The organism is Allomuricauda sp. CAU 1633 (assembly GCF_017313225.1).
GTDB lineage: Bacteria > Bacteroidota > Bacteroidia > Flavobacteriales > Flavobacteriaceae > Flagellimonas.
The window spans coordinates 210,854-224,208 of the sequence record NZ_JAFLNE010000003.1 but is presented as its reverse complement, the minus strand read 5'-3'; the positions used below and the strand labels follow the sequence as shown (position 1 = coordinate 224,208).

The 13,355-nt window shown below is 40.5% G+C and carries 13 protein-coding genes; 6 read left to right on the top strand and 7 right to left on the bottom strand.

The window, feature by feature from the left end:
• Positions 1-32 precede the first annotated feature (32 nt).
• The 4 genes from J0X14_RS10520 to J0X14_RS10505 are packed head-to-tail and all read right to left on the bottom strand — an operon-like array spanning position 33 to position 2,930.
• Positions 33-713, bottom strand: a complete 681-nt coding sequence (locus J0X14_RS10520; protein WP_242527996.1) for a hypothetical protein — start codon at positions 711-713, stop codon at positions 33-35.
• On the bottom strand, positions 710-1,540 hold the full coding sequence (locus J0X14_RS10515; protein ID WP_207097737.1) for an ABC transporter permease: 831 nt from the start codon (positions 1,538-1,540) through the stop codon (positions 710-712). Before J0X14_RS10515 ends, J0X14_RS10520 begins: the two co-directional genes overlap by 4 nt.
• Complete coding sequence (locus J0X14_RS10510; protein WP_207097736.1) at positions 1,537-2,394, bottom strand: ABC transporter ATP-binding protein; 858 nt, start codon at positions 2,392-2,394, stop codon at positions 1,537-1,539. The genes J0X14_RS10515 and J0X14_RS10510 overlap by 4 nt, the downstream gene beginning before the upstream one ends.
• The gene (locus J0X14_RS10505) at positions 2,391-2,930 is read right to left on the bottom strand and encodes a hypothetical protein (RefSeq protein WP_207097735.1); all 540 of its coding nucleotides are present in this window, start codon (positions 2,928-2,930) and stop codon (positions 2,391-2,393) included. The genes J0X14_RS10510 and J0X14_RS10505 overlap by 4 nt, the downstream gene beginning before the upstream one ends.
• A gap of 275 nt (positions 2,931-3,205) precedes the next feature.
• Between J0X14_RS10505 and J0X14_RS10500 the strand changes: the two genes are divergently transcribed.
• Together J0X14_RS10500 and J0X14_RS10495 are read left to right on the top strand one after the other, a co-directional pair.
• Positions 3,206-3,928 (top strand): helix-turn-helix domain-containing protein, encoded by a 723-nt coding sequence (locus tag J0X14_RS10500; RefSeq protein ID WP_207097734.1) that lies wholly within the window; start codon positions 3,206-3,208, stop codon positions 3,926-3,928.
• Positions 3,929-3,993: 65 nt separating this feature from the next.
• Positions 3,994-6,318 (top strand): TonB-dependent receptor domain-containing protein, encoded by a 2,325-nt coding sequence (locus J0X14_RS10495; RefSeq protein ID WP_207097733.1) that lies wholly within the window; start codon positions 3,994-3,996, stop codon positions 6,316-6,318.
• A gap of 4 nt (positions 6,319-6,322) precedes the next feature.
• Here J0X14_RS10495 and J0X14_RS10490 read toward each other — a convergent pair whose 3' ends face one another.
• The 3 genes from J0X14_RS10490 to J0X14_RS10480 form a co-directional block, all read right to left on the bottom strand.
• Positions 6,323-7,762 (bottom strand): pyridoxal phosphate-dependent decarboxylase family protein, encoded by a 1,440-nt coding sequence (locus J0X14_RS10490; protein ID WP_207097732.1) that lies wholly within the window; start codon positions 7,760-7,762, stop codon positions 6,323-6,325.
• A gap of 67 nt (positions 7,763-7,829) precedes the next feature.
• Positions 7,830-8,723: a gliding motility-associated ABC transporter ATP-binding subunit GldA gene (gene gldA / locus J0X14_RS10485; protein ID WP_207097731.1), complete on the bottom strand. Its 894-nt coding sequence runs from the start codon at positions 8,721-8,723 to the stop codon at positions 7,830-7,832.
• A complete protein-coding gene (locus J0X14_RS10480) occupies positions 8,724-9,068 on the bottom strand; it encodes a hypothetical protein (protein WP_207097730.1) in 345 nt (114 codons plus the stop codon).
• Between the two features lie 346 nt (positions 9,069-9,414).
• Here J0X14_RS10480 and J0X14_RS10475 point away from each other — a divergent pair, with 346 nt between their 5' ends.
• The 4 genes from J0X14_RS10475 to J0X14_RS10460 are packed head-to-tail and all read left to right on the top strand — an operon-like array spanning position 9,415 to position 13,338.
• Positions 9,415-10,245: a prephenate dehydratase gene (locus J0X14_RS10475; protein WP_207097729.1), complete on the top strand. Its 831-nt coding sequence runs from the start codon at positions 9,415-9,417 to the stop codon at positions 10,243-10,245.
• A complete protein-coding gene (locus J0X14_RS10470; RefSeq protein ID WP_207097728.1) occupies positions 10,242-11,384 on the top strand; it encodes a pyridoxal phosphate-dependent aminotransferase in 1,143 nt (380 codons plus the stop codon). Before J0X14_RS10475 ends, J0X14_RS10470 begins: the two co-directional genes overlap by 4 nt.
• 2 nt (positions 11,385-11,386) lie before the next feature.
• Complete coding sequence (locus J0X14_RS10465) at positions 11,387-12,247, top strand: prephenate dehydrogenase (RefSeq protein WP_207097727.1); 861 nt, start codon at positions 11,387-11,389, stop codon at positions 12,245-12,247.
• A gap of 8 nt (positions 12,248-12,255) precedes the next feature.
• Positions 12,256-13,338, top strand: coding sequence for a bifunctional 3-deoxy-7-phosphoheptulonate synthase/chorismate mutase type II (locus J0X14_RS10460; RefSeq protein ID WP_207097726.1), 1,083 nt, complete (start codon positions 12,256-12,258; stop codon positions 13,336-13,338).
• The last annotated feature ends 17 nt before the right edge of the window (positions 13,339-13,355 follow it).

The following is a 13,355-nucleotide window of genomic DNA, read 5'->3' as shown; positions in this document are numbered from 1 at the left end:
TTGAGTGGTTTTATAAAACCAAAGACGTATCCCTATCTAGAAACTGAGGAGCCATATTTTATTTTGTAGTCTTTGAACATTAATATAATGCTTCCTGACTGTGATTCTTGTGAACGCATTTTTTTTCTGTCGATTTCTGCATTTTTCCCTAAAAAATTGAAGGGTAAGCGGAGCCGCTCCATTTCAAAGAAAATTTCTAGCTGCTCCGGCAATATGGTTGTTTTGTCGGAATATGTCATCTGAAGCGTAAAAGACCCCTCTTTTTTCGTGTGTATTTCTGTGCTTACAATTCGTGTCATCACCGTATCCATGACAATTTTGGCAATGCTGTAGTCTGATTTATCGTCATTTGGTATCACATTCACCACTTTATACGTTTTACCATTTTGTTTTTCAAAACCACGATTTACTGTTATAAAAGGGTGTTCAAACAGTTGGGACATGGTAACATCAAGTCCTTTTTTAGGGATCAGTATAAAATCATCTGAAGAAAACTGTAAGGGTTGATCTTTGGTATAGGTTACGGTGGCATACTTAGTGGGCATTTTAATGAAATCAGCATGAATGTCCAAACTCATGTCGGCCTGGTATGCAATGATGGCATCCAAGCGCTCCTTAATGGCCAACAAATCACTATCCACCTGCTGCGCAAAGGCAGAAGTACAACTAAAAAAAGTTCCAAAGAAATATAAGGTATACATGATATGCTTCATGAGATATCGTTTTTGGTGAAAATAAGCATGCCCAAGGCCATAACAAGTATACTATAAACAATGAGAAGGCCATTATTGATAATTATGGGTTGCCATGGTATTTCAAAGTGAAAAAAATACTGCCAACTTTCCCCAAGTTTAGCATAGAGTACTTTTCCAAATAATGAATCGCCATAGTCAATACGAATCAGCAAACTGGATACGATTAGAAAAAATGCCGCTACGATCCAAGTTATGGTGGCATCCTTAAAGCAAATGGCCATGGTTAAACTAACAACGGTATAAAAAACCATGGTTACACTTCCTGAGAAAAAAGCCCAAATCAATCTGTGAAAAGCATCATGGGGTTCATAAAAATTAAATGTGTCAAGATAGACGATTAGATCCCCTTGGCCAAAGATCAAGTAGGATAGGCCAAAGGCGGTAATCATGAGGAATAAAACGGATACTAGTGTAAATAGAATGGCTGCCAAATATTTACATGCAATAAATTTTAATTTATGTACCGGCTGTAGAAAAACCGTTTGCAAGGTTCCATCCTTGTATTCTGCCGTTAACAATCCTGAAATAATGATCATGAGCAGTAAGGGAAGGTGAAACCATAGTGTGTTTAAGATAACATAGACCAACAGGTTGCCGTTGAGGAGATTTCCTTCAAAGTAGAAGGTTTCCTTGAAATTGGTCAATAACAAGTCGATAAAAGAACGACCCTGGTAATAGGCACTAAAAAGAATGATGATCTCCATTACAAGTATGGCCCCCAAAGCGTAATAGGTTCTTCTTTGTTTGCATAATTTGAAGAGTTCAGCCCAAAATAATGCCCTCATTGTTCTGTTGGTTGAAATAGTTTATGTAGGTCAATTCTAGGTGTACAGGAATTTATGGTGATACCTTGAGCGGTCAGTTCCTGCAAAACTTTGCCAATATCAGCTGTTCCACATTCTATTTCCACTCCTAAACCCTGAACTTTTGGATTGTAGATTTTAAGTATGTCTGATTGCATCAATGCTTTTCCAACAATATGGTATTTGGTAGTATGTTGTGAAATAAGGTCTTCGGTGGCTTCCGATTTAATAATGGTGCCGTTTTGTATGACATAAAGGAAGTTACAGCACTTTTGAAGTTCATCCACATTATGCGAAGCAATGAGTACGGCAATACCATCTTTTTTAGCTAATTCCAGTATCAATTCCCTAAGGTTTTCCACACCAATCGGGTCAAGGCCAGAGAAAGGTTCGTCAAGGATAAGGCCTTCCGGTTGGTTAATAAGGGCAATGGCAATTCCAAGACGTTGTTGCATCCCCATGGAATAATTCTTTACGGGATCCTTTCTATCCAGTGGAAGGCCCACTTTTTCCAATAAGCCGTCTATAGCCATTTTTGACGTGGGAGCACCTTGAATTTTAGAAAAAAGATTAAGGTTTTCCCTAGCATTAAGATAGTTATAAAGACAAGGTTTTTCAATAATGCCCCCAAGCGGTTTTGGTCGAACAGAATTTACGGTTACCGAGCCTTCATCAGGCTTTACAAGGCCGAGCAACAATTTAAAAAGGGTTGACTTACCAGCCCCATTGGTGCCCAGCAACCCAGTCACAGTGCCGGAATTACATTGTATGTTTACGTCATCCACTGCTTTTAACCCACCATATTTTTTGCTTAAATTTTTTCCTGAAATGATCATATAGGAGAGACCTCTGAAAGTTGATGGTAATTGTACTTTGGAGTGTAATTCTTTTCAAGAAAAGTACGTGACCAGAAGTACTTTTTAAAAATAAATAAAGGATCGTTAACCATAAAATAGGGGATAAAATGATACCAACGCACACCTTGACTTGAATAGTACTCTTTTATTTCCTGAGCGAGATTAAGTTCTTTGGCTGCTTCTATGGCCGACATTCGCTGGCATTTTGATCTAATAAACGATCGGGCGATACGTGGTTGAAAGCCATGGGCAAAAAATAAGTCTTTGGCACGTTTGTAATCTTGGAAACGGGACCATCCATCCATAATGACCAGGAAAATATGTACAAAGGAAAAGAGAAAACATCCCACCCAAAAAGCAATAACATACCAGATTCCATTGGATAAGGCTATTTTGAGTTGCTCCCAAAATAAGTAAGATTCAAGGATGAACAGAACCAATGAAGCATATAAAAGCCTACCCACAAGGATATAAGAAACCAGCCAATGAGGTTGTTTTGGAAGATGGAGGTCCATATTCTGTTGTTTGGCCTTTAATTTGACATAAAATGCTCATGTTCAAGATAATCAATAATTTTTTTGAAATCGGTACTTTTCTGACTTTAAAAGAAATAAAGTCTTAAAGGTTGCCAAATCTAGAATCAAATTGAAAAGGGAATTTACTCCGCAAACAGAATCGAGAAATGTACCTTTGGTAAACCCTTTTTTCAAAAGTATGAAAAGAATAGAAGGGAAAATTGATGCTGTGTTCCACTTGTGAACTTCATGATTTTTATGGAAATTTATTCCAAATGGATGTGATAAGGTCTCTTTCTATTTTTTTGATACTTTTTTTGGTCAGCAATTTGTATGCTGAAGCCAAAGGTTTCTCTTTTGATGACTTTACCACATTACAGGATAGTATGCATTCCGAACTGAGCTCAAAAGAGTGGAAGAAATTCAAATATTTTGAAGAGAAACTGCAATCATCTGCCCTATCCATAAAGGAACAAGAATATCAACTGAGGGGATATGCCCGGGATTCCCTTCAAATTCTTCAGGTGAAGTTGGTGGCCATCAAGGTCTTGGATGAAAAAGACTTACTCAATCAGGATATTGCCGAAAATTCCGAATACTACATTGATTTACTGGAAAAGTTCAAACAAAGCGATATTCCTCTTACAGAATATCTTTTTCTGGAAGAAAAATTGGCCTATCTACACCAAGAAGTCCTCCATCGCCAATTGCAACAGAGCCGATGGTTGAATTTTGGACTTATTGCTCTTGTACTAGTGCTGGCATTTCTCATTATCCATCAAGTTCTAAAACAACGAAAACCTATACTTCCTGAGTTAAGCAAACAAGAAACTCTGGTGCGCAACCTCATTTTAGAGGGGAAGAGCAACAAGGAAATAGCCAGCGAGCTTTTTATCAGTTTGAGTACCGTAAAAAGCCATATTACCAATATTTATGGCAAACTCAACGTGGGGAATCGGAGGGAGCTTTTTGAAAACAGTACAGGTGCTAGCACCTAATTCAGACCCCTTAAGTTTTCCATTAACATCATCCAGATTTTACTTTGTTTCAAAACACAATCACGTTGAAACACATATTCTGGATTTTCTTTACAGTTGGCATTGTAGGAAATGCCCAAGCCCAATTTTCCATCAAGGGAGAAGTTTTTGATGCCAATAACCACCAAATTTCCATTGGTGATGTCTTGCTCTATTCCTTCAACAAGGAAGACATGATTAAATACACGACTTTGGTGGAGGGTAATTTTGAATTCGAAGGGGTTGCCCAAACATCGTATTGGTTGGAAGTTTCGGCTTTGGGTTATAAAACGCATTTCCAAGAAATTGCTATTTCTGAAAACCTAGAATTGTCCATTCAGCTCCTAGAAGAGGTAACCGAGCTGGAAAGTGTTGAGGTTGTCGCCTTAAAGAATCCCATTACTTCCAAGAATGGCAATTTTAAGATTGATGTCCAGAATCCGGTGTTCTCTTCCATGGTGGATCCCTTGGAGGTGTTATCCAAACTTCCCAATGTGCAAATTTCTCCAGAGCGGGAATCCATTTCAGTCATTGCAAAAGGGAATCCGCTCATTTATTTAGGCAATCAACGTATCAGTTTTGATGAGTTTACCGCACTGTCGGTCGATACCATTGAAAGCATTGAACTCATCAACAATCCTTCCCCAAAATATGAAGCGGAAGGACGGGCGGTGATTTTGATTCAACTGAAGAAAAATACTGAAAAGGGTACCACGGTAACCTTGGGTGAAACATTGTCCTTCAGACAGAACACCAACAACTACATCAGTACAAACGGGAATCATTCCAATGGAAAATGGAACCTTCGGGGGAATCTTAACTACAATACTATTGGGCAGTGGGAGAGCAACACCTTTGCGTTCGCCATTCCTGAGGAAAATATTTATTCCGATTATTTGGTGCTCATCCCTGACAATAAACGGATGCAGATTAATAGCGGATTTGGATTCTACTATCCCATCGATGATAACGACTACATTTCTTTTAACACCATTTTTCGTCGCCAAACCGATGATGCAGGTTTTGAAACCGAAACTTTGCTACAAAATGGGAGTGAGATAAATGAGATCACCTCTGAAACGGAGAACGATAACCGAAGGGATTATTTTAGCAGCAACTTCAATTTCAATAAAAGACTTAACCCAAATTTGAATTTGTTTACGGGGATCCAGTATTCCACTTTCAAGCAGAAGTTGCATACAGATATTTCAAATAATTATAACAATGAGGGCCTAGCGCTTGACCAGACCAGAAATCAAGATTACAACATTGAATCCTTGGCCGCACGTGTGGATTTTGAACAGACACTCTCTGAAAATTCACAATTGGATTTTGGGGTAAGTTGGAACGAGGCTAGGGCAGACGCCTTCAGTCAGGTTATTCAACCGGAAACCTTCAACGAAGATATCACCAGTTATGATTATGAAGAAAGTCTATATGCCATTTATGTCAACACCGCTTCCCAGATTAGCGGGAAGTTTAATTTAAATGTAGGGGCCAGAGTGGAATACAACCAAGTTGAAGGTCAGCTGGAAAACCACCCCCAACCTTTGGTGGAGCGAGAGAACACTCGAATATTTCCAAAAATGGGATTGAATTTTACCATAGACAGCACCAAAACCCTTTCTTTAAACTATGCCCGAAACATCAATCGGCCCAATTTCTCGCGAACCAGTTCCGTAAGGGTATTCATCAACCCATTTTTGGAAGCTGGGAACAATGTGGATTTGGTACCGGCCATTTCGGATGAGATTTCGACCAATCTTCAAATAGGGAATGTTTCCATATTCAGTGGCATCTATTCGAGGCAAAATCCCAGGTATTTTATGATTGGGTATAGTGAAAATGATACCGTAGCACTTCTAGCTGAGAACAATCTTGATAAAGAGTCTGGTTTTTATACTGGATTGACGATTCCGTTTTCCCATAAAAGTTGGTCTTCTACCAATTCGGTGAGCCTTAATTACAACAGAATAAAGGACTCGTCTGCAGTGGTCACCAAGGCCCAACCGTATCTGTATATCTATACCAACCAACAATTGAAAGTGGCCAAAGACACCATTGTTTCTGTCGGTGGATATGCGTTGACCTCAAGGAAGGAGGGCATTATTGAAAGAAATGGGATGATGGTGTTGAATGCATCGGTGACCACCATTTTTTTTGAGAAATTACAATGTGCCCTACGTTTCAATGACATCACCAAGGCCATGAACTATGATGAAAGTTATTCCATCAATGGGGTGGAGGCCAATGGCACCTATTATGCAGATGGGCAGGAAATGGTCCTCTCCGTAAAATATAGTTTTGGAGGAAATTCGGCGAACAAGTTCAAAAACAAGGATGTGGATGAGAATTTAAACCGAATCAATTGATTTCCTACAATTGCAGTTCTTTTTCCACCGCAAAATACTCACAGAGTTCAAAGGTTTCTTGAATGTCTTCTATCGTTGTTCTAGGGTTGATGAGACACATACGCAATACAATCTGTCCGTTAAGAATGGTAGTGACCAAAAGTGCTTCGCGAGATTCCACCACTTTTCCAGAAATATATTGGTTGATGGCATCCAATTCCTTTTCACTGTAGTTTTTTTCGATGGGATTGTACCTAAAATTGATGACGGCCAAAGTCGCCGGAAAAACAACCTCCCAATATTTGCTCTTCCGCAATTTGGATTCCACCTCCTCAGCCAAATCAATATTGTAGGTGATGGCATCCCGAAACTCTTTCAGACCAAAGGTTTTGAGCGACATGTAAAACTTCAATGCCCGGAATCTTCGCGTTAGCTGGATACCGTGGTCGTAAAAATTGATTTCCGAAGTATTTCCCTCAATATCCCTTAGATATTCCGGTTTTTCAGTGAACGTATGGCTCAGGTTTTTGTGGTTTCGCACCAACAAACAGCCCATTTCATAGGGTTGATAAAACCATTTATGGGGGTCAACCGTCAACGAATCCGCTTTTTCAATGCCTTTGAGAAGTTGCTTTCCCTTTTGGGAAAGGATGGCAGCAGCACCATAGGCACCATCAATATGAAACCAGATATCCTCTTTTTTGCAAATCTTGCTCAGTTCTACCAAAGGGTCGACCGTTCCAGTGTTTGTAGTTCCGGAGGTGGCAATCAAACAGAAGGGGTGAAGTCCTTCCAAACGATCTTTAGCAATACAATTTTTGAGTTTGTTGACCGCAAATTTGAATTCAATGTCCGTTGGGATAATGCGAATTTGTTCCTTTTTAAAGCCCAACACTCGAATAGCCTTGATATTGGAGGAGTGCGCTTGGTCTGAAAGATAAATCACAGCTTTGGAAAAATCATCTCCGCATTTGATGCGTCTTGCAGTTGTTATCGCTGTTAAATTCGCCATGGAACCACCACTGGTAAAAATACCGCCTCCTTTTTTCTTCGGGAATCCAAAAATCTTCAGTAACCATTGAATGGTAACAATCTCCAACTCAGCAGCGGCTGGGGAAGCAGCCCATCCTCCCGAAAATATGTTGTAGCCCGTAGCCAGTGTATCGGCCATGGCACTGATATAATTACTAGGGCCGGGCACAAAGGAATACGATTTTGGGTGCGACATCAACGTACTGGTGGTCATGACTTTTTCCAGAACAAAGTTCAACACTTGGGTCGGGTCGGTGCCTTCTTCGGGCGCTTCTTCTAGAAAAAGGGAGTCCATTTCCTCTCTTGAACCTAAGGCAACGGGTAATTTTTCACTTTGAGTATCATAGTGTTCCACGATGGCATCCACAATTTGGTAGCCATAGGTTTTCATGGCCTCTTTGGACAATTCTAATCTGGCGGGGTTCTTCTTCATGGAATCGTTTTACGTCTTCTCCGCAAAAATACCATATTTGAAATGGTTGAAAACTGATGTTGGATTCCTACGCGGTAAGTTCCGAGAACAAACTCTCCAGATTTTTGTTCTTTCGGCTCAGTTGAAGGGTTTTCAATTGGTTGTCGTGGGCAAAGTCAAACACAGCTGGGCGCATGTCTTTGGAAGTGGCAAAGGTAATTTCATAGACAAACCCCCCTGTATTTTTTACGTTGGAAACATTGGGCAATTGGTTGAGCAGCTGTTCTTCAACACGATAATCAAACTCCACCTCAATAATCTGCTCTTCCGATTCGCGGAGCTCCTCCAATTTTTTGTCCGCCACCAATTTCCCTTTGCTGATGATGATTACCCGATCACAGACAGCCTCCACTTCTTTCATAATGTGGGTGGAAAGCAAAATGGTCTTTTCCTTCCCAATTTCCCGGATAAGCTTTCGGATTTCCACCAATTGATTGGGGTCCAAACCTGTAGTGGGTTCGTCCAAAATCAAAACTTCGGGGTCATGCAACAAGGCTGCGGCCAATCCCACCCGCTGACGGTATCCTTTGGATAACTGTCCTATTTTTTTGTGCGACTCAGGGGTAAGTCCGGTTTGTTCAATGACCTCGCCGATTTTGGATTTGGATATCTGGTACACATCCGCATTAAAGGCTAAATATTCCTTTACATACATTTCCAAATACAGCGGATTGTGCTCGGGGAGGTAGCCAATACTTTTTTGAACATCCGTTTCCGAAGTCAATACATCAAATCCATTCACTTCGGCATCACCCGTGTCTGCTTTGTAATAGGTGGTCAAAATCCGCATCATGGTGGATTTTCCGGCGCCATTGGGACCTAAAAAGCCAACAATTTCCCCTTTATTGATGGAAAATGAGACATCGTCCAGTGCTTTTTGTGGGCCAAAGGTCTTGGTGATGTTGGTAACGGTGATGGACATTTAATTAATCTTCTGGTTAACTAGTTTTACAATTTTAGAAATTTCAAACAACTCACAGTTTTCTAAATAGTATTTCATTTTTTCCCCACTATAAGTCAATAATAACTGGTTCTTTTCGGTGTATTTACCTGATGAGCCACCTCCTGTAAATAAATCTATAATGAAACTTAAAATCGTTATTCCCCAGTTGGTCTGCTCGCGTTTAAAATTAAAATCTTCAAGTTTAGAATACTTGTAAACTGATATTGATTCAGCTAAACTGCCATCAATGATTTTTAATTCATCATTAAACAACTTAACCTCAAAGACTGGCTTTGCTCTTAAACTGAAAGTTTGGGAATCCATTTGAAAGATTTATCTAGAAATCAAAAATACGGTTTTAGAAGTTTTGATGTACATGGAAAGATTGAATTATGGAATGCATGGAATTCTTAAAAAAAGGAGTGTTCCTCAAAATAAAATGCAGTGAAGTTGGATTTTTTGAAAAAAATCAAAAAAAATTTGGGAACCGCTGTTCATTTTGGATTGAATGGCTATCTTAGCCGCAGATTTACAAAAAATGACAAGAACGTATTTCTGGAACGGTTTTTATTTTTACTTCTTTTTTCAAAGAAGTACGGGACTGTTTTGAATACGATTAAAGTATATAAACATGTAAAGTCCCGGTAAAAATCGGGGCTTTTTTTTTGCCATGGGTTTAAAAATTGCCATACAGGGAATAGAAGGATCTAACCACCATCAGGTGGCCAGTGATTTTTTTGGGGAAGACATAGAACTACTTGAGTGCCTTTCCTTTGATGCCATTATTGACCATTTGTTGGAGGGTAGAGCTGATAAGGGCATCATGGCCATTGAGAATTCAATAGCAGGTTCCATCATTCCAAATTACAATTTGGTGTACCACAATAAGATACACATCATTGGAGAGCATTATTTAAGTATCCATCACAATTTGATGGTGCTAAAGGGCACTTCCATCGAAGACATTAAAGAGGTGCATTCCCATCCGATGGCTTTGCTGCAGTGCAAGGAATTTTTAAAGGGACATCCCCACATTAAATTGGTGGAAAGTGTGGATACAGCGGAAACAGCAAAACGTATCAAAGAAGAAAAACTGGGGCATATTGCGGCCATTGCACCAAAGATGGCAGCAGAATTGTACGATTTGGATATCATCGCTCCAGAAATCCAAACGATAAAAAACAATGCCACTCGTTTTATCATCTTAAAAAAACAAAATAAGGTTTTACCCAAAGCCGAAATCAATAAGGCTTCATTACGATTTATAACAGATCATAAACGCGGAAGTTTAGCCACCGTTTTGAATGTGATGAGCGATTGTAACCTAAACCTGACCAAAATCCAGTCGCTACCCGTGATTGAAACGCCGTGGAAGTATGCCTTTTTTGTGGATGTCACTTTTGAAAACTACAAACACTTTTCAAAGGCCAAGGCTTTATTGGAAATTATGTCGGAGGATTTTACGGTTTTGGGCGAATATAAAAATGCATTGTTGTTATGATCACAGCCGATAGGTTACATAGCGTACAGGAATACTACTTCTCCAAAAAACTACGGGAAGTACGTGGGTTGATCAACCAAGGAAAACCTATCATCAATATGGGAATAGGAAGTCCGGATTTGGCACCATCACCTCAAGTTTTGGAGACGCTTCGCGACTCCATTACAGATTCGGGGGCACATCAATACCAAAGTTACCAAGGGTTGCCCCAATTACGGGAGGCCATTGCCGATTTTTATCAGCAGAAGTTCGGTGTATCGGTTGACCCCAATACGGAGATTTTGCCTTTGATGGGTTCCAAAGAGGGTATTATGCACATTAGCATGGCCTTTTTGAATGTAGGGGATGAAGTGTTGCTGCCCAACCCCGGTTATCCTACCTATACCTCGGTGACCAAATTGGTTGGAGGAGTCCCGGTTAATTATGACTTAACAGAAGAAAATGGGTGGTTCCCCGATTTAGAGGAACTTTCAAAGAAAGATTTATCCAGGGTAAAGTTAATGTGGGTGAGCTATCCGCACATGCCCACAGGAGCTACGGCTACTAAGGAACAATTAAAGAAATTGGTGGATTTCGCCCAAAAACATGAAATTTTATTGGTTAATGACAACCCGTATAGTTTTGTGTTGTCCAATAACCCTACCAGCATTTTGTCCATTGAGGGGGCTAAAGATTGCACTTTGGAACTCAACAGCCTCAGTAAGACCTTTAACATGGCAGGATGGCGTGTGGGTATGGTCTTGGGCAACGAGGAACACATTAATGCTGTTTTGAAGGTGAAGAGCAACATGGATTCTGGGATGTTCTACGGTATTCAAAAAGGAGCTGTGGCGGCCCTGCAAAGTGGACCAGAGTGGTTTGAGGAACTGGACAAGGTATATACCAAAAGACGGGAACTGATGTTCCAGCTGACAGAAAAGTTGGGATGTACCTATGATAAAAAAGCCGTTGGTATGTTTGTTTGGTGCAAGCTTCCCGAAGGAGCTGTTCCTTCCGAGGAATTCATAGATCAGGTGTTGTATGATAAAGACATTTTCATTGCTCCAGGAACCATTTTTGGCAGTAATGGAGAAGGATATATCCGTTTTTCACTCTGTGTGAAAGAAGAAAAAATAGAAGAAGCCATAGAAAGATTTTGATAATGGATATTGTTGTTATAGGTATTGGATTGATTGGGGGTTCTTTTGCAAAGGATGTCAAGAAACTGTACTCTGAAGTGCAAATTACTGGGGTCGACAAAAGTGAAGCCCATCTGGATGAGGCCTTGGAATTGGGATTGATTGATGCCAAAGGAAACTATGGTTCCTTGACATCAGCTGATTTGGTTTTTGTGAGCATTCCCGTAAATGCCCTAGTAGAGGAGTTGCCCAAGATTTTGGATGCGGCCGGAGATGAAACGGTTGTAGTTGATGCAGGCTCGACCAAAAGTTTGATTTGCCAATCTGTGGAGAATCACCCCAAGCGACGAAATTATATGGCGTGCCACCCCATTGCAGGTACGGAGTTTTCGGGACCATCTGCGGCCATTGAGGGATTGTATGATGGCAAGACCAATATTATCTGCGAAGTGGAGAAGACCGCTTTCAAGCTTCAGGAACGGGCTTTGGCCATTTTTCAGGATATGAACATGCGAATTCGCTATATGAATCCCGAAGCTCATGACAAGCATATCGCCTATGTATCGCATTTATCACACATCAGCTCATTTATGTTGGGAAAAACGGTAATTGAGAAAGAAAAAAATGAGCGTGATATTTTTGACATGGCGGGCAGTGGTTTTGAAAGTACCGTTCGTTTGGCAAAGAGTTCGCCCGATATGTGGGCACCCATTTTTGAACAGAACAAGGATAATGTGGTGGAGACGTTGGAAGAATACATCCAAAACCTGATAATGTTCAAAGCAATGATTGAGGAAAATGACTTTGAGCGTGTACACCAAGAAATGAGCAATACCAATAGAATAAAACAAATATTAAAAGGAATACCACTTACAAAAAAATAGAGAGTATTATGGAAAACAGGAAGGAAATGAGAAAATGGCTGGATGATATGAACTTGGGTCACCCCTTGGTGATCGCCGGTCCTTGTAGTGCAGAAACCGAGGAACAGGTGCTGAAAATAGCACATGAACTCAAGGACACCGATGTGAACTATTTTCGTTCCGGGATTTGGAAACCACGTACCCGTCCGGGCAATTTTGAGGGGGTTGGGGCCATCGGATTGAAATGGTTGCAGAAGGTTAAGGAAGAAACGGGCCTAAAGACGGCTACCGAAGTGGCCAATAAGGCCCATGTAGATTTGGCTTTGGAGCACGATATTGACCTTTTATGGATTGGGGCAAGATCTACGGTGAGTCCTTTTATCGTCCAAGAAATTGCTGATGCACTCAAAGGAACCGACAAAATTGTACTGGTAAAAAATCCAGTTAACCCAGACCTTTCTCTTTGGTTGGGTGCTGTGGAACGATTGTATTCTGCCGATATTGAAAAATTAGGGGTGATTCACAGAGGATTTTCAACCTATGAAAAAACCAAGTACCGAAATATTCCGGAATGGCAATTGGCCATTGAATTGCAGACCAAGTTTCCTGATTTGCCCATTATAAACGATCCTAGCCACATTACAGGGAAGCGTGACATGATTTTTGATGTGTCACAAACCGCATTGGACCTCAATTTTGATGGGTTGATCATAGAGACCCATTATGATCCGGACAATGCTTGGAGTGATGCTGCACAGCAAGTAACCCCAAAAACATTGATACAGATTATGAAAGACCTCCGTATCAGAAAAGAAACCGACGAAGAAGCCGAATACAACAGCAAATTGAGCAACTTAAGGGCTCAAATTGATGTCTTGGATAATCAATTGATCGACCTTTTGGGAAAACGTATGAAAGTTTCCGATGGTATCGGTGAGTTGAAGAAGCAAAAGAACGTGGCTGTGTTGCAAAGCAATCGTTGGAATGCTATCCTGGGCAATATGATTTTGGAAGGTGAACAACGCGGATTGAGCGAGGAGTTTGTGTTGCGGATGTTCAAGGCCATTCACCAAGAATCCATCAACCACCAAGAAAAAATCATTAACGCTTAGTTATATACTAAGACATA